The sequence below is a fragment of the Streptomyces sp. NPDC001270 genome, assembly GCF_042896695.1.
Classification (GTDB): Bacteria; Actinomycetota; Actinomycetes; order Streptomycetales; family Streptomycetaceae; genus Streptomyces.
In genome coordinates this window covers 330764-349441 of sequence record NZ_JBIAXM010000005.1, presented here as the reverse complement: position 1 = coordinate 349441, position 18678 = coordinate 330764, and the positions used below count along the sequence as shown (strand labels likewise).

13 protein-coding genes are annotated in these 18678 nt (G+C 70.6%); 4 read left to right on the top strand and 9 right to left on the bottom strand.

Annotation, left to right across the window (positions count from 1 at the left end):
- Nucleotides 1–6 precede the first annotated feature (6 nt).
- Together ACFY2B_RS11470 and ACFY2B_RS11465 are read right to left on the bottom strand one after the other, a co-directional pair.
- Entirely contained in the window at nt 7–678 is a 672-nt protein-coding gene (locus ACFY2B_RS11470) for a potassium channel family protein (RefSeq protein WP_376523451.1), read from the bottom strand.
- On the bottom strand, nt 678–1349 hold the full coding sequence (locus ACFY2B_RS11465) for a potassium channel family protein (RefSeq protein ID WP_376523640.1): 672 nt from the start codon (nt 1347–1349) through the stop codon (nt 678–680). The genes ACFY2B_RS11470 and ACFY2B_RS11465 overlap by 1 nt, the downstream gene beginning before the upstream one ends.
- Nucleotides 1350–1720: 371 nt before the next feature.
- On the opposite strand from ACFY2B_RS11465, the gene ACFY2B_RS11460 reads away from it, so the two are divergent.
- The 3 genes from ACFY2B_RS11460 (at nt 1721) to ACFY2B_RS11450 (ending at nt 7120) form a co-directional block, all read left to right on the top strand.
- A complete protein-coding gene (locus tag ACFY2B_RS11460) occupies nt 1721–3826 on the top strand; it encodes an APC family permease (RefSeq protein WP_390762920.1) in 2106 nt (701 codons plus the stop codon).
- A gap of 141 nt (nt 3827–3967) precedes the next feature.
- Nucleotides 3968–5308 carry a class I SAM-dependent RNA methyltransferase gene (locus ACFY2B_RS11455; RefSeq protein WP_390762919.1) on the top strand — a complete coding sequence of 447 codons (1341 nt, stop codon included), beginning with the start codon at nt 3968–3970 and terminating at the stop codon, nt 5306–5308.
- A gap of 1038 nt (nt 5309–6346) precedes the next feature.
- Nucleotides 6347–7120, top strand: a complete 774-nt coding sequence (locus ACFY2B_RS11450) for an IS3 family transposase (protein WP_390762918.1) — start codon at nt 6347–6349, stop codon at nt 7118–7120.
- A gap of 475 nt (nt 7121–7595) precedes the next feature.
- Here the strand turns inward: ACFY2B_RS11450 and ACFY2B_RS11445 are convergent, their stop codons facing one another.
- Genes ACFY2B_RS11445 through ACFY2B_RS11425 form a run of 5 tightly spaced genes read right to left on the bottom strand, consistent with a single transcriptional unit; the run spans nt 7596 to nt 15115 of the window.
- Complete coding sequence (locus ACFY2B_RS11445) at nt 7596–8855, bottom strand: cytochrome P450 (protein WP_390762917.1); 1260 nt, start codon at nt 8853–8855, stop codon at nt 7596–7598.
- Nucleotides 8852–11542 carry an SDR family NAD(P)-dependent oxidoreductase gene (locus ACFY2B_RS11440; RefSeq protein ID WP_390762916.1) on the bottom strand — a complete coding sequence of 897 codons (2691 nt, stop codon included), beginning with the start codon at nt 11540–11542 and terminating at the stop codon, nt 8852–8854. The genes ACFY2B_RS11445 and ACFY2B_RS11440 overlap by 4 nt, the downstream gene beginning before the upstream one ends.
- Nucleotides 11543–11558: 16 nt before the next feature.
- A complete protein-coding gene (locus ACFY2B_RS11435) occupies nt 11559–13832 on the bottom strand; it encodes a beta-ketoacyl synthase N-terminal-like domain-containing protein (RefSeq protein ID WP_390762915.1) in 2274 nt (757 codons plus the stop codon).
- Between the two features lie 6 nt (nt 13833–13838).
- The gene (locus ACFY2B_RS11430; RefSeq protein ID WP_376523433.1) at nt 13839–14183 is read right to left on the bottom strand and encodes an acyl carrier protein; all 345 of its coding nucleotides are present in this window, start codon (nt 14181–14183) and stop codon (nt 13839–13841) included.
- A gap of 2 nt (nt 14184–14185) precedes the next feature.
- Nucleotides 14186–15115: an ACP S-malonyltransferase gene (locus tag ACFY2B_RS11425; RefSeq protein ID WP_390762914.1), complete on the bottom strand. Its 930-nt coding sequence runs from the start codon at nt 15113–15115 to the stop codon at nt 14186–14188.
- A gap of 390 nt (nt 15116–15505) precedes the next feature.
- Here ACFY2B_RS11425 and ACFY2B_RS11420 point away from each other — a divergent pair, with 390 nt between their 5' ends.
- On the top strand, nt 15506–15898 hold the full coding sequence (locus tag ACFY2B_RS11420) for a hypothetical protein (protein ID WP_376523429.1): 393 nt from the start codon (nt 15506–15508) through the stop codon (nt 15896–15898).
- Between the two features lie 216 nt (nt 15899–16114).
- Here the strand turns inward: ACFY2B_RS11420 and ACFY2B_RS11415 are convergent, their stop codons facing one another.
- On the bottom strand, nt 16115–16543 hold the full coding sequence (locus ACFY2B_RS11415; protein WP_390762913.1) for a hypothetical protein: 429 nt from the start codon (nt 16541–16543) through the stop codon (nt 16115–16117).
- 846 nt (nt 16544–17389) lie between these two features.
- Nucleotides 17390–18610 carry a metallophosphoesterase gene (locus tag ACFY2B_RS11410; RefSeq protein ID WP_390762912.1) on the bottom strand — a complete coding sequence of 407 codons (1221 nt, stop codon included), beginning with the start codon at nt 18608–18610 and terminating at the stop codon, nt 17390–17392.
- Nucleotides 18611–18678: the final 68 nt, after the last annotated feature.

Here is an 18678-nt window from a genome sequence, read left to right as displayed (position 1 = left end):
TGGGACTCAGCCGTCCTCGCGGCGCACCGAGAGCAGATCCTCCAACTGCTCCTCGCGGGCCTGGGCCGCCACGAACAGCAGCTCGTCACCCGCCTCCAGGGAGTCCTCCTTGGAGGGGGCCAGGACGCGGTTGCCGCGGATGATGGTCACCAGCGAGGTGTCCTCCGGCCACTCCACGTCGCCGACCTGGGTCCCGGCCAGGGCCGACTCCTCCGGCAGGGTCAGTTCGACCAGGTTCGCGTCGCCGTGGCTGAACCGGAGCAGCCGGACCAGGTCGCCGACGCTGACCGCCTCCTCGACCAGCGCGGACATCAGACGCGGGGTGGACACCGCCACGTCGACGCCCCATGCCTCGTTGAACAGCCATTCGTTCTTCGGGTTGTTCACCCGGGCCACGACGCGCGGAACGCCGTACTCCGTCTTCGCCAGCAGGGACACGACCAGGTTGACCTTGTCGTCGCCCGTCGCGGCGATCACCACGTTGCAGCGCTGCAACGCGGCCTCGTCCAGGGACGTGATCTCACAGGCATCGGCCAGCAGCCACTCCGCCTGCGGGACGCGTTCGACCGAGATCGCGGTCGGCGCCTTGTCGATGAGCAGGACCTCGTGGCCGTTCTCCAGCAGCTCGCCCGCGATCGAGCGGCCGACCGCGCCGGCACCGGCAATGGCGACCCTCATCAGTGACCGCCCTCCTCTTCGGGACCCTCGGTGAACGCCGCCTCGACCTTGCCCACGTCGTCGGTCCGCATCATCACGTGGACCAGGTCGCCCTCCTGGAGCACCGTCTGGGAGGTGGGCAGGACCGCCTCGCCGAGCCGGGTGAGGAACGCCACGCGGACCCCGGTCTCCTCCTGCAGCTTGCTGATCTTGTGGCCGACCCAGGCAGGGGAGGTGTGCACCTCCGCGAGCTGGACGCCACCGGTGGGGTCACGCCACAGCGGTTCGGCCCCCGAGGGGAGCAGCCGGCGCAGCATCTGGTCGGCCGTCCAGCGGACCGTGGCCACCGTGGGGATGCCCAGCCGCTGGTAGACCTCGGCGCGGCGAGGGTCGTAGATGCGGGCCGCGACGTTCTCCACGCCGAACATCTCGCGGGCCACCCGCGCCGAGATGATGTTCGAGTTGTCGCCGCTGGACACCGCGGCGAAGGCGCCCGCGTCCTCGATGCCGGCCTCGCGGAGGGTGTCCTGGTCGAAGCCGATCCCGGTGACCCGGCGACCGCCGAATCCCGGGCCCAGCCGGCGGAAGGCGGTGGGGTCCTGGTCGATCACGGCGACCGTGTGCCCCTGTTGCTCCAGGGTCTGGGCGAGAGCGGAACCCACTCTCCCGCAGCCCATGATGACGATGTGCACGACCGTCCTTCCGATGTCCATAAACCGACAGCTCAGCCCCATCAGGGTCTCAGACCGACGTTCAAGCTACACACGCACTCTCCGGGCCCGGCACCCCCGTGCGGCTTCGTCCGCGCTCAGCGGCGCGTGATGCTGCGCACGCTGAGCAGTGTCAGGAGTCCGAGGCCGACGAACGAGGCGAGGGCGCCGATCAGCTCTGCGGTCGCGGGCATGGAACCTCCGGGGGCGGCGACGGGCGGGTCTGCCATCTAGGCACGGCGGGCGCTCCACGCCCGGAATCTGCCGTTTTATTCGCCTCATATTTCACTCGTGAGGCAGATCTGGGACGGCAGGTGGGCGGCTGCCAGTTCGAAGCCTTACGATGCTCTGTCGTGTCCAAACTGACCGACGTGCCCAAACGGATCCTGATCGGCCGCGCACTCCGCAGCGACCGGCTGGGAGAAACACTCCTGCCGAAGCGCGTCGCGCTCCCCGTCTTCGCCTCCGACCCGCTGTCCTCCGTCGCGTACGCACCGGGAGAGGTCCTGCTGGTCCTGTCCATCGCGGGCGTGTCGGCGTACCGCTTCAGCCCCTGGATCGCGGTCGCGGTCGTTGTGCTGATGTTCACGGTGGTCGCCTCCTACCGGCAGAACGTGCACGCCTATCCGAGCGGCGGCGGCGACTACGAGGTCGCCACCACCAACCTCGGCTCCAAGGCGGGCCTCACGGTGGCCAGCGCACTGCTCGTCGACTACGTCCTGACCGTCGCCGTATCCATCTCCTCCGGCATCGAGAACCTCGGCTCCGCGATCCCCTTCGTGGTCGAGCACAAGGTGCTGTGCGCGGTCGCGGTGATCGTGCTGCTGACGCTGATGAACCTGCGCGGCGTGAAGGAGTCCGGCACGCTGTTCGCGATCCCGACCTACGTCTTCGTCGCGGGCGTCTTCATCATGATCGTGTGGGGCGCGTTCCGGGGTCTGGTCCTCGGGGACACCATGCGCGCGCCCACCGCCGGCTACGAGATCAAGGCCGAGCACGGGGGCCTCGCGGGCTTCGCCCTCGTCTTCCTGCTGCTGCGCGCCTTCTCGTCCGGCTGTGCCGCGCTCACCGGCGTCGAGGCGATCTCCAACGGCGTCCCCGCCTTTCGCAAGCCCAAGTCGAAGAACGCGGCGACCACGCTCGCGATGATGGGCCTGCTCGCCGTGACCATGTTCTGCGGGATCATCGCCCTCGCCATGACCACCAAGGTCCGGATGGCCGAGAACCCGGCCACCGACCTGCTCCACCACGGCATGGCGCTCGGTTCCGGCTACGTCCAGAATCCGGTGATCTCACAGGTCGCCGAGGCGGTGTTCGGCAAGGGCAGCTTCCTGTTCGTCGTGCTGGCGGCGGCCACCGCGCTGGTGCTGTTCCTGGCCGCCAACACGGCCTACAACGGCTTCCCGCTGCTCGGCTCGATACTCGCCCAGGACCGCTACCTGCCCCGCCAGTTGCACACCCGCGGCGACCGGCTCGCCTTCTCCAACGGCATCGTGCTGCTCGCGGGCGCCGCCGCCCTGCTGGTCTTCATCTACGGCGCCGACTCGACCCGGCTGATCCAGCTGTACATCGTCGGCGTGTTCGTGTCCTTCACGCTCAGCCAGACCGGCATGGTCCGGCACTGGAACCGGCACCTCGCGGTGGAGCGGGACCCGGCACGGCGCAGCCACATGATCCGCTCCCGGGCGATCAACGCGTTCGGCGCCTTCTTCACCGGCCTGGTGCTGGTCGTCGTCCTCGTCACCAAGTTCACCCACGGCGCCTGGGTCGCCCTCCTCGGCATGGTGATCTTCTACGCGACCATGACGGCGATCCGTAAGCACTACGACAGTGTGGCCGAGGAGATCGCGGCGCCCGAGGAGCCGAGCGACGAGAGCGTACGGCCCTCCCGGGTCCACTCGATCGTCCTGATCTCCACGATCCACCGCCCCACGCTGCGCGCCCTGGCCTACGCCCAGCTGATGCGCTCGGACACCCTGGAGGCGCTCACCGTCAACGTCGACGCGACGGAGACGAAGGCGCTGCGCGAGGAGTGGGAACGGCGCGGCATAGAGGTACCGCTGAAGGTGCTCGACTCGCCCTACCGGGAGATCACCCGGCCGATCATCGAGTACGTCAAGAACCTGCGCAAGGAGTCGCCGCGCGACGCCGTCTCGGTGATCATCCCCGAGTACGTGGTCGGCCGCTGGTACGAGGCCCTGCTGCACAACCAGAGCGCCCTGCGCCTCAAGGGCCGGCTGCTGTTCACCGCCGGTGTCATGGTGACCTCGGTCCCCTACCAGCTCCAGTCCTCCGAGGTGGCCAGGAACCGGGCCCGCAGGCGGCAGGAGTGGACCGCGCCCGGCGCGGTGCGTCGCGGCCCGGCGGAGCAGCGGCCGAAGGACCCCGGCACCGGCGAACCGAGCCGGGGCGAGCCCGCCGGGAAACTGACGGGGGGAGAGCCCGGCACCGGGAACTGACGGGCGGGGAGCCGGGTGGGGGCCGATCGTGCGGGGCCCCCGGTGCCCGGACCCGGACGCTGCGGGGAGCACGTAGACTGGTGGGCTGTCGTCGGCCCGCGAGCGGGCCGTTCCCCTCACCCGATCTGGAGTCACCCCGCCATGCAGGCACAACGGAAGCAGTCGCAGGCGGGGTCGCTGGTGGGGGAGGAGTACGAGGTCGAGGTCGGCCCCGTCGCGCACGGCGGCCACTGCATCGCCCGCACCGCTGAGGGCCAGGTCCTGTTCGTGCGGCACGCGCTGCCGGGCGAGCGGGTGGTGGCCCGGGTCACCGAGGGTGAGGAAGGCGCCCGCTTCCTGCGCGCGGACGCGGTCGAGGTCCTGGAGCCGTCCAAGGACCGTGTCCCGGCACCCTGCCCCTACGCCGGACCCGGCCGCTGCGGTGGCTGCGACTGGCAGCATGCCAAGCCGGGCGCCCAGCGCCGGCTGAAGGGCGAGGTCGTCGCCGAGCAACTGCGGCGCCTCGCGGGCCTCACCCCCGAGGAGGCCGGCTGGGACGGCACCGTGATGCCGGCCGAGGGCGACAAGCTCCCGGCGGGCGAGGTGCCCCGGTGGCGGACCCGGGTGCAGTACGCGGTCGACGCCGCGGGGCACGCCGGGCTGCGCCGGCACCGCTCGCACGAGGTGGAGCGGATCGACGACTGCATGATCGCGGCTGCGGGCGTCGCCGAACTGGGTATCGAGAAGCGCGAGTGGTCCGGCATGGACTCGGTCGAGGCCATCGCGGCGACGGGTTCGGGGGACCGGCAGGTGATCCTCACTCCGCGTCCCGGCGCCCGGCTGCCGCTGGTGGAGCTGGACAAGCCGGTCTCGGTCCTCAGGGTCGACGAGACGTCCGGCGGTGTGCACCGCGTGCACGGCCGCCCCTTCGTCCGCGAGCGCGCCGACGGCCGCACCCACCGGGTGGGGGCCGGCGGCTTCTGGCAGGTCCACCCGAAGGCGGCCGACACCCTGGTGACCGCGGTCATGCAGGGCCTGCTGCCGCGCAAGGGCGAGACGGCCCTCGACCTGTACTGCGGCGTCGGCCTCTTCGCCGGCGCCCTCGCCGACCGCCTCGGCGAGAAGGGCGCGGTGCTCGGCATCGAGTCCGGCAAGCAGGCGGTGGCGGACGCCCGCCACAACCTCGCCGAATTCCCGCGCGTGCGCATCGAACAGGGCAAGGTCGAGTCGGTCCTCCCGCGCACCGGGATCACCGAGGCCGACCTCATCGTCCTGGACCCGCCCCGCGCGGGCGCCGGCCGCCGAACGGTATCCCACCTGGCCTCACTCGGCCCCCGCAGGATCGCCTACGTCGCCTGCGATCCCGCTGCGCTGGCAAGGGACTTGGGGTATTTCCGCGAGGAGGGTTACCGGGTGCGGACGCTGCGGGCGTTCGATCTGTTTCCTATGACGCATCATGTGGAGTGCGTGGCGATTCTGGAGCCTGCGGCAAAGGGTGCCTGACCTGCAGGTTCGGGTGGTGTGCGTTATGTGCGGTGTGGGCGTTACGGGCGATATCTTGACGCTGAAATGACGCTCGCAGGGGTATCTTGACGCTCGTTTGACGCTCGTTCTGATGGGGTGTCAGGCACCTTTTTGGGCAGCTCAGGCCCTCTCAATATGGCGAGTGCCATGGGGGAGTCGAGGACTGGTGACGCTCTCGGTGGCACGGCCGGAAGCCCAGGGGGATGACGACAGCAAAAAGCCGCTCTTTCGGGTCTATACAGGGCGTGACTGTGCGGTGTGGGCCGGAGGCCGTGAAACGACGGCCCGCTCCGAACGAACGCCAGCGCGCGCGCTCCTTGAACGGATCGCGGCTGGCGAGGAACCGGGAGCCTGGGCGCCGGGGGATTGGCGCTCGGCGTATGCCCTGCGTGATCGTGGGCTTTTGATGGTGGACAAGGGCGGTGGTGCTGCCCGTGCGGAGGTCACTGGGGCCGGCCGGTTCTACCTCTGTCATGGCCGCCATCCTGACGATGCGGAGCCTGTCGACGGTGGCGAGCCGTCGGTGTCCGCCGAGTCTTGGCCGCCGTACAGTGAGCGACCTGTCGCCCGTGCGTGGCGGGCGAAAGCTTGCGAGTTGGTCCAACGGCTCCTCGTCGAAGGACACGTTCGGTTCGACCATGCCGATGATGAGGAGATGGCGGAGTGGCGGCGCGTCGTCAACTACGCGAAGCGGCACGGCATGGAGCCGGTGGGCAAGCGTATCGAGAGAGTGCCGTACGGTCGGCTCGGGCTGGAGTTCTTCCTCGCGGAGGGCCCGCATCCCAATGCCCGGAGCCAGCGACCGACCAGGGGCGCGTCGAGGGTCCGGGTTCCCACGCGGCTGGTGTCCCTTCATCCGGTTGTGGCTGCGCTCAAGGACGACACGAGGCAGTTGGTGATGCCGCCTGCGCTGCGCCGCAGGTCGCTTCTGATGCTGCAGGGGCTGGCTGCCGAGGCAGCGCGGCGAGGGCACGAGTCCGGAAGGTCGGGTCGTCCTACTTTCCGCGTGAGGGCGGGATGGACGTCGTTGTCGGCGGCTTCGGGTATCCGGTCACCATCAGGCAGGAGTTTCCCGAGTCCACGGATCCGGAGCGGTCCGCTCGTCTCGTTGTGGAGGTCTCCCACGGGCTGACCAAGCGCGTCGCCCGCCTGATGCGCGAGGCCGGGCTGACGGGTGTGCACCGTCGCACCGGCCGGACCTCGCTCACCCGCCAGGACCGGCAGGCCACGGCCGCCCCCGACCTGATGGGCCGCGACTTCACCGCGAGCGCACCGAACCTGCGCTGGACCGCGGACATCACCTACGTCCCCACCGGCGAGGGCTGGCTCTACCTCGCCGTCGTCATGGACCTGTTCTCCCGCCGCATCGTCGGCTGGGCGGTGGCCGACCACGTGCGAACCGAGCTGGTCACCGACGCGCTCGCCATGGCGGTCACGGCCCGCAGACCCCGCCCCGGCCTTGTGCATCACAGTGGCAAGGGATCTCAGTACACCAGTCTGACGTTCGGTCAGCGATGCGAAGAGGCAGGGATCCGGCCTTCTACCGGTCGCACCGGCTCGTGCTACGACAACGCCGTCACCGAGAGCTTCTTCGCCTCCCTGGAGACCGAACTCATCGACCGAACCGCCTTCCTCACCCGTCACCACGCCGAGCAAGCCCTCTTCGGCTACATCGAAGGCTTCTATAACCCCTGCCGCCGCCATTCGGCGAACGGGCAGCTCAGGCCGGCCGAGTACGAACGTCGCCACACTGCGAAGACACCACATAGCGTGGTCCACGCAGCTGCATAACTCGCAAGCCCATCGGTGTCTGTCAGACCGGGGCAACTCCACCCACTTCCTGCCCCGCGCCGGTGCACGGGGCAGCGCCGCCATCGACGCGATCTTCGCGTAGCCGCGGCCGGTCGGCAGGGTCCGTGGGGCGTGGCTCGTAGCCCGCCGCAGGCCCAAAGGCCCAGAGAAGTCCCACGGATGCCGCCTCGCCCCTCCCTGACCAGGAAGAGGCCGGCCGGCTCTGTGAGCTGCGATGCGAAACAGCTGCACCTTGTTCAAGCTCTTCGAGCAGGGGGGACCCTCAAGGGGGTGCCCCCACGCCCGTTCAGGGCAGTGGGGGACACGCTCCCCCAAGCTTTCGGCTGCGCTCAAGCAGGGGGCACCCCCATACGCCGCTCCTTCACGGGCAAACGTCACCTGCCGGGGCACTGGAAGCAGCGGCAGGACCTCCAAGGGCCGTCACGGCCGTTGCTGGGGCCACCCGCCCTTGACGTCAGAGGAGTTGACCGTCTTCGTCTTCCTTCCGTCTCGGGCACGCGTCGGACAGTTGAACCTCAAGTCTTCTGAACTTCCGCACCACCATGCGGTTCTGCCGCTGCGGCGGGCCGGCCAGGGCCAGCGTGTCGATTCGCTGGGCGAGTTGGCGGAAGGCTATCTCCGCGGTGACCAGGGCCAGTTCGGCGCCCGCGCAGCGGTGGGTTCCGAGGCCGAAGGACAGCACGTCCCTGGGGTTGGCGGCCGGTGCGGTGAATCGGTCCGCTACGAAGGTGTCTGGGTTCGGGAAGCGGCGGGGGTCTCGGCCGAGTGCGCCCAGGCACACGAGCACCAGGCTGTCGCGGGCGATGCGCAGTCCGCCCAGTTCGGTGTCCTCGACGGCGACCCTGGCGCCGTACTGGACCGGCGGGTCGTGGCGGAGGGTTTCGAGGACGAACGACGTCAGCAGGGCGTCGTCGTCACGCAGCCTGCGGAGCAGGGTGTTGTCCCGTGCGAGGTGGAGCAGTCCGCTGCCGAGCAGGGAACTCGTGGTCACCGTGCCGGCGCCGAGTACGAACACCAGGTTGCTGACCAGGTCTCGTTCGTCCAAAGCGCCGAGCTGGGCGAGCGAACCGACAAGGCTCGCGCCGTCCGCCGCCGGTGCGCAGAGCAGTTTCTCCCGGACGTAGGCGGCCAGGCGCAGCGCGGCGTCGTCGGCCTGCCGGAGCGGCTTGTCCGGCGAGTGCAGCTCGTTGCGTTCAAGGAACATGTCGAGCCATCCGGCCAACTGCTCCATGTCGTCGTGGGGGATGCCGAGCAGTTCGCCCATCACGGAGTTCGGGAGGGCGGTGAACGAGTACGCCGCGTCGGCACCGCTGCCGTCTGCGACGAGTGCGGCGACGTGTGCGGCGGCCTGCCGTTCGATCATCGGGCGCATCAGCGTGACGCGCCCGGGGTGGAAGGAGCGGGACAGCAGGCGGCGAACCGGCTGGTTGTCCGGCGGGTTGAGAAAGAGCAGGCTGCGGTAGAGCAACGCGGTCGACGGATGCTCCTGCCAACCGGGCCAGGAGCGGTCGGCGTAGTCACGGTCGGGCACCTTGAACAGTCGGGTGTTCAGCAGAACGTCGGCGCTCTCCCGGAATCCCATCACCACCGCGCGCTTACCCCCGACGGGCAGTACGGGGGCCCGCTCCAGCAGTTCGCCGTAGAAGGGATACGGGTCCCTCCGCCCCTCCGGGCCGAACAGCCGCAGCAGGACGACATCTTCAGGAACCGTCACCGCGCACCTCGCCGTGCCGACACGTCTTCCCGTCCGCTGACGACGAGGCCGCTCATCGTGAGGAGTCTGCCGCCGCCTCCTGCCGGATCTTCGGCGGTTCCCCGGGCTGTGCTCGGGAGCATTCCACCGGCGGCTCCGTCCGCGCTCCCGTCGGCATCGCCATCCGCATCGCCGGCCGCGGCGCCGCCGGTGTGGGTGACGCGCAGTCGCACGTCCCGCGTCTCCCGGCTCGACAACGTGAGGTCGTTGGCCGCGGTGTGCAGGGTGAGCTCCCCTATCGAGTGCGGTGTGGCGTACCGGTTCGGCGTACCGGTGGCACACGCGGTCTGCAGCAGGGCGTCCGCCAGTAGCCATGGGATGCGGTGCCGGGAGAAGAACTCCAGCTCCTGCGCCGGGACCTCCTGGCGGACCTGTGGCTCCCATCCTGCCGTTGCCGTCAGCTCGGTGAGCGTCACGTCCCGGACCTGGTCGAAGAGGCCGGACATCGACATCACCGCCGGTGTGCGCCGCACGCCCGCACCGGCCTGAGGCGCGGCGCGCCCGCCGGGCGCGGCGCTGTCGTCCTCACCGTCGCCGATGGGAACGAGCACGTCGAAGTGCTGGACGCGCCGATCGTGGTGTCCGGTGACAACCCGCGAGCGGATACCGACCCGGACGGTGCCGCGGGCGAAACCGGCCGGGTCGAACGAGGCGGTGAGCAGGTAACGGACCATCTGCGGGTCCACCGCGATCGGTGCCCGGAAGCGGATGTCCCGGAAGCTGTGTACGGGCGCTGCGCCGACGAGGAAGTCGGCTGCCTCCGCCGCGAGTTCCAGTGCCAGCGCACCCGGCAGCAGTGCCCGCGACTCCCTGCGGTGTCCGAAGAGGTGTCCGTACCGGGCGAGATCGAGTTCCCAGACGGCGCCGTCCTCGCCGACCCACGAGGGAGTCCCAAGATAGGGGCGCCGCTCGGGGGTGTCCACCAGGGCCGGGAACCGGGAGCGCAGCATGCGCCGTTCCGCGTCGCCCAAGGGCACGGGCACGGCCCGGCCCGGCCGATCGGCTTCGACCTCCGCGTTGAACAACCGCTGTCCCTCCGCGTCGGAGAGCAGGCCGAGAGTCCCGGCGTTCGCCGCGTACTCTGTGAAGCCGGCCCGCGGGCCGAGACCTGACGCGCCCCACAGGCTCCAGTTGATGACGTACTCGGCGGCCCCGGAGTCCGCCGATCCGTCGCACGCCGGCGCGTCCGGGTGTGCCGACGGCTCCCGGGACGCCGCCGACTCCGGGGGTGTCGACAACTCCCCGTGCGCCGACGACTCCCCACGCACCGACCTCGACCGCGCCTCCTCATAACGCGCCGCGGCGTTCAGAACGTCGTTGGCCGGCCCGTAGTCGGTCTCGCCCACCAGCCCGAACGCTCCGGCGACCGAGCCGAAGGTGCACCACAGGCGCGGTGCGGACGCCGCGAACGCGGACTTGAGGTGGTGGTGTCCTGCGACCTTGGTGTCCCGGACCTTGCGGAAGGTCGCCAGGTCCTTCGCCGTCAGCCGCCGGGCCCCGCTGATCCCGGCGCCGTTGACCAGCAGATCGATGCGGGGCGTCACACCGCGGATCACCGCGGCGGCGCGGTGCACGGCGCTCTCGTCCGTGACGTCGCATCCCAGGTAGTGGACCCGTTCCGCACCGAACCGCTGCCGCAGGGCGGCGAGGCCGGCCAGGGATTCGCGGGACCTGCGGCAGCGGTCGTAGGTACCGCGCAACTCGGCTATCGGTACGTGGGGTTCGGCGGCTCGGCGTCTTCGTACGTACTCCTCGGCCGTGGCCGTGCCTATCTCGCGGGAGTTCGCCGCCATCGTCGCGGAGTCGGTGCTGCCGAGCAGCCAGAGCATGGACGGAGGGGTCCGCATACCCTCCAGGCACCGCGCGGTGATCCCACGGGCGCCTCCCACCGCAAGGACGACAGGACCACTTCCCGGCCGTGCCGGAGGGGCGGTGGCACCTGCGGCGTAGGCGCCGTCCCCCGGGGACAGCCCTTCCACCGGCCCCGCGTCCGCCACCGGCGACAACCTTTCCTGCGAGCGCTCCACCGGCAGCAGCCGTTCCTCCCAACGCGCGCCGGTCGCGGGCTCCCCCCGGTAGTAGGCCACCGGCAGTCCTCTGACGCAGCCGGACTCGTGCCGCAGTCGCGCCAGCGCGGTCGGCAGGGTGGCCGCGTCGGTCACCACGGCGTACGCCTCGGTGTGCGGCAACTCCCAGGTGAGGGACTTGATGAGGCCGGTCAGCAGCGCGCCGTACGGGTGGGGTGCGCCGTCCGTGAAGGGGTCGAGGACGAGGGCCACCAGCGACGAGTCCGACGGGGCGGAACGCGCGAGCCGCTTCGCAGCCAGGAAGGCCGCCTCCTGCAGGGCCAGCAGACGCGGTTCGGGCGCGGCGGGCCACGTGGCCGGGTGCAGCGAGGCGATGACACGGATATGGCAGGGGAACGCGTCACCGGCGGGCAGGAGTGCGGTGATCGCGTCCTCGTCCCAGGCCGCCGCCTCCGGCGGCACGACGACGGTGGTGACGTCCGGCCGCGCCGTCCGGGAGAGGTGTACCGCGGTCTCCCGGTCGTCGGTGAGCACGAGCGCGCCGCGCGGCAGGGGGTCGCGTTCCGGCGAGACCGTCACGGCCGGCGCCGGCACGAGCCGCAGTGTGTACAGCGGGGTCATCGTGTTCCTCCGAAGTTCAGTCCCGCGCGGGCGGAAGGACGGTGACGGTCGGTCCCGCCGAGCCTGAGAACCGCCGGGGAAGTTCGCCCGCGAGGACGGCGCGCAGTACGGCGACGATGCCGTCCGCGGCGAGGAAGCGCGGGGGCTCCCGCCGGTCCGCCGCGCCGGGCTCGGTACGGAGCCCGGTCCGCACGCGCGCGAGCACCGGCCAGCCGCGTTCCCGTGCGGTCTCGGGGCGGGCGAGGGCCACCGCGTAGGCGCCTTCCGCGAGCTGGTCCGGGGCGAGGCCGAGCGATTCCGCGGCCTGCTCCAGCGCGCCCGCGCTCCAGGCCATCACCAGGGCGAGGTCGACGTCGCCGCGCCGCAGGTAGCAGCCCGCCGCGTGCAGCGCCGCAAGTGCGGAGTCCGGTCCCGCGTCCGCCATCATCGTGGGGCCGTGCAGATCCCTGCGGTTCGCCACCCAGCCGAGCGCGGCCGACGACATCCGGCTGATGAGGGTGTAGGCGCCGAGCGGCTCGCTGTTCGACCGGCGTTCGCGAAGGTAGTCGGCCGCCGCCCGTGCCTGCGCGCCCTCCAGCGAGCGGGCGGTAGCGGTACCCAGACACCGCAGTGTGGAGTCGACGGCGGAGCGGTTGAGGCCGTAGTGCGCGCCGAAAACGCCGGTGCGCTCCTCCAGCCCCGCCCAGAGCGGCTCGGGGCGGTGCTCCAACGCGCCGAGTCTGCCCGCGAGTTCGAGCACCAGCAGCTGGCCCGTGTCCAACTGGGCCGACACCTTCGGCGGGATCAGGGACTTCTCGAACGGCGGTACGGGATAGGGGGTTTCGAAGCGGGATGTCTCCGCGGGTGCCTCGCCCCGGGACAGCCGCGCCGCGACGGCGTTGTCGTCGGGCCGGCCAGGGAGCAGGGCGCTCCAGCGGACGAGGACCAGCTCGTTGCAGAGCGGGGGCGGTGCCGATCGCACCGTCTCCTGCCGGGCTCCCGGGGAGCGCAGGAGCTGGTAGCCGTTGATGCCTCCCAGTCCGCAGGCGAACACGCCCGCGAGCGGCGGATCGCCGCCCGTCGTCGACGCGTCGAGTGCCACCGGGGCCGAGGGGACGCGGAGCGGGAGTGCGCGAGCGTACTCGGGCAGTTCCGTGTGCTGGGGTTGCCGGGGGATGGTGGCGCGGTGCAGCCCCAGTGCGGCCTGGATGAGGGAGACCGCGCCGCAGGCCATTCCGGTGTGGCCGAGTGCGGGCTTGTTGCCGGTCACCCAGGGCGTGCCGCCGGAGTGCGCGGCGGCGATGGAACGCAGCTCGGTGGCATCGCCCGCGCGGGTGGCCGTGCCGTGGCCCACGACCCACGCGATCCCGCTGCCGGGCACGCCGTTGACGTTCATCGCCCGGGTCATCGCGCGAGTCTGGCCCTGCTGGCCGGGCGCGAAGATGGCCTTGCTCTTTCCGTCGGACGCTGCGCCGAAACCGGCCAGTACCGCGAGCACCGTGTCGTGGTCGCGGACGGCGTCGCCGAGCCGTTTGAGTACGACGAGCGCGGCGCCCTCCGAGAAGACGGTGCCGTCCGCGGCCGCGTCGAACGCCCGGAGCTCGCCGGACGGGGACAGCGTTCCCATCTCGGAGAAGTAGGACTGCCGCAGCGGCCCGTGCGAACTCACCCCGCCGCAGAAGGCGATGTCCACCTCCCCGTCCAGCAGGTGCCTGGCGCCGAGGTCCACGGCATACAGGGAGGACGGGCAGATATTGTCGATGACCAGGATCGCGGTGTCCTGCGGCAGGACGCCCTCGACCGCCCGCCTGGCCTGCTCGTACGGCAGGTACGCGCTGTGGTGGGAGGCCGCGCACGGATCGGCCCGTGCCAGCCGGCGTCGCATCCCGTCGGCCGGGGCGCCATCCTCCTCGGGCGGCAGGTGCGCCGCCGCGCCGGTGGCGATCAGGTCGGCGCTGAGGGCGGCGTCGAGCTCGTAGCTGGTGTCGGTGGACGCGGCGAGGAAGAGACCGGGTCTGGACAACTGCCCGGGTGCGGCCGTGAGGCACTGCCGCAGGGCTCGGCGCAGCCAGGAGACCTGGAGGTCGCCGGGCTGATCGTCGGCGGTGCCGGGCACTTCGCCGAAGCGCAGGTCATGTACTTGGCCGCCGTCCTCCCGGACGGCCGCGGTCAGTTCCTCGTGACCGTGGAACCGGTGCGGGAGTCCGAGCGGCAGCGGACCGTCCTGCGCACGGCGCCACAGATCCTCGATCCCCTCGCAGCCGGGTAGCACGGCCCCCGCCGCGACCAGGCAGACAGGCTCCTCGTACACCGCAGCTCACAATCTTTCGTGCGTGGGGTCGGGACGCCGCTCCGCGGGTCCGGAGTCGACGTGCAGCTCTTCGCGGACGGGGTTGCGGCGCTGTGCCGCCTGCCCGGTGTCATGGCTGCGCAGCAGGTCGGCCACCGTTGAGAGGGTGAGCGTCGCCGGAGACTCGGCATTGCCCAGTTCCACGTCCCACAGCTCCGCGGCGCGCCACAGCACGAGCCGGTGTTGCAGGGAGTCCAGGCCGAGTTCCGCTTCCAGGTCGACGTTCGGCGTCACCAGTTCCTCGGGGATCTCCAGCGCCGTGGCGTACATCGTCCGCAGGCTCGCCAGCAGGGCATCGGGTTCGGGCAGCATGGTCACTCCTTGAGGTGGCGCCGGACATCGTTGTCAGTCAGGCGTTTTCTGAACGGGGCCCACGTGTGGACGGTGTCCCCCGCGATCTCGGCGACGAACTGGGAGAGGGTGTCCTTGAGGCCGCATTCCACGAAGCGGTCGACACCCGCTGCAAGCAGTCGAGTGACGGCCTGCGCGAAATCCAGCGGATGGGTCAACTGGGCCGCGGTGACGGCGATCAGGTCGTCGCCCGCACGGAGCCGACGCCCGAGGACCGGTGAGTCCACAGGTATTCGCGGTGCTCCCTGCGGAACGGCGCGCACGGCGTCGAGGTAGCGGGTGCGGGCGGCGCCGAGGCACGGGTGATGCTGTGGATACGGGCCGGTGCGTAGCGTCGTCGCCAGTATTCCGCGGGAATCGGCGGCGCTCAGCAGTAACCGCAGCTGCTCGGCCGGTCCGGAGAGGATCATCTGTGACGGGCCGTTCACCGCGGCGACGACCACGTCCCGCGCCGACCTGGCGAAGTCCTCAGCCTCCGCCGCGGACAGCATGAACGCCGCGGTGGCGCCGGTCGGTCGGGCGTGCAGTCGCAGGGCGCGGGCCCGTTCGCACAGCAGCAGCGCCCCGTCCTCGACCGTGAGTCCTCCCGCGGCGACCAGAGCGGTGATCTCGCCGAGGCTGTGTCCGACGACCACGTCGGGACGCAGGCCGAACTCTTCGTCGAGGATGCGCAGGCAGCAGAGTTGGAAGTGGTAGGTCCGCAGTTCGCTCGCCTGATCCCATGAGGTCCGTGTCCGATCCGGCTCGGTGCGCACGGTCGGCCAGCCGTACGAGGCGCTGACCGCGTCGACGCGGTCAGCGAGCTCGGCGGCGATGCGCTGGCCGGGCGGGTAGTGCGCGTAGGGGTCCGCGTAGGAGGAGCCCGCGCCGGGGAACATGAAGGCTGTGACCATGGGAACCTTGCTCGGGCTCGATCGGTACGGTGAGTTGGCCCGGTCCGTCTGATGGGAGCGACGGACTGCGGTGTGCTGTGCTCGGCGGCGTCGGGGTGACGCGCTCTCGGGCAGGGGGTATCGCCGGTGCGGCGACGTCCTTTTCGGGGGCTGCGGGGCGTGCCGATCGGGCGCGACCGTCTGTCCTGGTAGGGCAGTGGACCGCACCGATCGACAACATCGATTGCGGATTGAACATAACTGCGCTTCGGCTGATTGGGAAGTCCTTACCTGGGAGCACGCAGGCAAGAACGGATTCGGCCATACTCGGGTCTCGCACCCGCCCGGCGCCCTCCCCCTCCCCACGCGAGGCCGCAGATCTGGCGTGAGCTGAACCGGCAGGGACAGGCGGTGGCCCGCTGTATCGTCGAGCGCCCCTTGCGCGAGTTCGGCACCACCGGCGCCGTCCGCCGCAGGAAGGTGATCACCATGCTCTCCGGCGGGCGGGTCGAACGGGCTCCCGACCGTCTGGAGCGCGCCTTCGTCGACGAGGCGGTGAACCGGTGCTGGGTGGCGGACTTCACCTACGTGAGGACCTGGGCTGCCACCGTCTACGTCGGGTTCGGCGGGACACCTTTTCCCGCTGGAGTGTCGGCTGCTCGGCCGCCACCGTCGAGGATGCCGTTTTCGTCCTGGACGCTCTGGAGATGGCCGTTCGGCAACGTGACTGCGATCAATATTCCATCCAGCCAGGAGAGTCGATTCATCACTTGTACTCCAGCCGGAGATCTTGAGGATCGATGATGGGTGGGATCGGCCGGTGGTGGGCCCAGGGGCGGAGGTGGTGCGGGAGCGGGTCTCCGCGGCGTCGGTAGTGGCTGACCATGGCGCGGGTCTGGTGAAGTCGGCGCCATAACTCGTAGGGCAGGAGGGTCTCCACGGGGTGGCGCGGGTTGAGGTGGGTGGCGGCCAGGCAGTGCCGGATGGTGTGGACCGAGGGCCGCAGGAGCGGGCCGGGGATCAGCCAGCGGCCTCGCTCTCCTCGATGCCCGGAGCTTTTCCCTGATCGGGGGCTTGCTCCGGGCCGGTGCCCGGCTCGGGTTCGGGGGTCTGGTCGGGTTCGGGGATGGCGGCGCGTTGAACGCTGAGGAACGCGGTGGCCAGCATGCAGGCGGTGACGTGACGGTGCCAGGGGGTCCACTTGCGGACCTGGTACTGGGCCAGGCCGACAAGCTGCTTGTTGATCTCGTTGTCCTCCTCGATCTGCCAGCGGCCACCGGCCCTGGCGATGACCTCCGAGACTGTGGTGCCGACGGGGGCGTGGACGAGGAAGTAGGCGATCTCGCGGTGGAGTTGTCCGTCTTTGCCACGCCGGTTGGGGTGCAGGGACCGTCGCAGCACCAGCCAGTGCGTGAAGCCCTCGGCCGGGTTCGCGTCTTTGACCTGCACGGCGAAGGCCGTCCAGTCATAGAGTCGCTCGCCCTTGGCGCCGTCGCCGCAGGAGCGGCGTTCTTACTGGTCACGGACTTTCGCGTAGTGGAGCAGGTCGTCGGCGCGCCGGACGGCCCCCTCTCTGTCAGCCTGTGGTGAGACGCCCTTCTGTGAACGTTTAACCTGAGAGGGCACGACAATGCCGCCCCACACCCCTTCGTGGCCGTCGCCTGCTTGGCGTGGCAGTTGCCAGCCTGCTCTCAGCTGCCGAGGAGCGATGCCTACCGCAGGGCATGAGGAGCGGTAGGTTCCTCACTCCACGGCCTTCAGTCGGTCGTAGTCATGGGGATGAGGGTCGGCGCAGGCGAGGCAGAGCGAGCGCTGACCACTGGCTGGGCCTCGTTGGGCGGAGGTCAGCTCATGCCTCGGCCGTGACGCTCGTTTGACGCTCCGAGCGTTCGAAGGGTCCTTCGGCGGGGCTATAAATGGCGTCTGACCTGCGAATACGTTACATCCTCCACATTCTGACGTTTCTTTCCGATGACGCATCATGTGGAGTGCGTGGCGATCCTCGAACCGGTCGCAAAGGGCTCCTGACCTGTGGGTTCGGGTGGTGGGCAGTATGTGCGGTGTGGGCGTTACGGGCGATGTCCTGACGCTGAAATGACGCTCTCGGAGGCATCCTGACGCTCATTTGGCGTTCCGTCGCTGACCTGCCTGGAACGTGGCCACGTAGGGCTCGTTGGAGCCGTCGGCCCGGGAGCGGTCCGGATCTTGTCCCCAGGGAGAAGGGCCCGGTCGTCTGTCGACGCCGTACCCCTGGGCTCGGGGCTGCTCCCAGTGGATGTGTCGGCCCGCGCGGTGCTACGGCGAGGTGGGCAGGTGCGGGGAGCGGAGCACGAGCAGGGTGATCTCGCTGGGGGCGAAGACGCGGAACGGTGGGCCCCAGAAGCCGGTGCCGCGGCTGGTGTAGAGGAGCGTGCGGGTGCCGTGGTGGCTGAGGCCGGCGAGGGCGGGCTGGTCGATGCGGACCAGGTGGTGGAAGGGCCAGATCTGGCCGCCGTGGGTGTGGCCGGAGAGCTGGAGGTCGATGCCGTCGGCCGCCGCCCGGTCGACGAACTTGGGCTGGTGTGCCAGGAGCAGGACGGGCAGGTCGGGGTCGGCGCCGTCCAAGGCTCCGGCCAGGTGGGCGCGGTGGCCTTCCAGCCCGGAGGACTCGGCGGTGACGTCGTCCACACCGGCGACCACGAGGGTGTCGCCCCCGCGTTCGAGCAGTAGATGGTGGTTGCGCAGCGGCTCCCAGCCCAGCTCGCCCATCAGGTCGACCCAGCCCTGTGCCTCGCTGTAGTACTCGTGGTTGCCGGTGACGTAGACCCGGGCCCGGGTGGCCCGCACGGTGCCGAGTGGGACGGCCTGGGCGCGGCGGCGTTCGGCCGTGCCGTCCGCGATGTCGCCGGTGTGGCAGACCAGGTCGGCTTCCAGAGTGTTGACCGTCTCGCACACCCGCGCCGACCAGCGAGCGCGATCGAGCGGGCCGTAGTGGGTGTCGGTGATGAGGACGACGCGGAGGCCGTCCAACCCGGCGCCCAGCCGGGGGAGTTGCACGTCGAGGCGGCGCACCCGTGGCACGCGACGGGCCTCGGCGTATCCCCAGCCGAGCAGTACGGCGGATATGCCGAGGACGGCCCAGGTGACGATTCGGGCCCGGTCCTGACTCTCGCCGACGTCGGCCACGGTCAGGGCGAGCCGCAACAGGACGCCGAGCAGAACGGACCAGGTGAACAGGACCCAGCTGGTGCCCAGCAAAGTGTCACCGACGATCGCCGCCCGGTCCTGCTGGCGCCGGCCGTGGCCGCGCACCATCGCGAGCGGCATACCGATGAGGCCGAGGACGAACAGGGCGGTGCCGGCCAGGGTGACGGGCAGCGGCCAGTGCTGGCCGGTGTGCAGGAGCACCCAGCAGGGCACGGCCCACAGCAGGACGGGGGCGATCAGGGGGATGGAGCGCATCAGGCGGCGCAGTCGGCTCTGCCGTGGAACTTGCGCTTCGCTGTCGGCGGGTCGGGTGTTGCTGGTGTCGGTCACGCTTCCCCTCTCTGATCGGGCTGCCGTCCCGCGCACTGTATCCGGTCGTCCTCGGGCCGACCGGACGG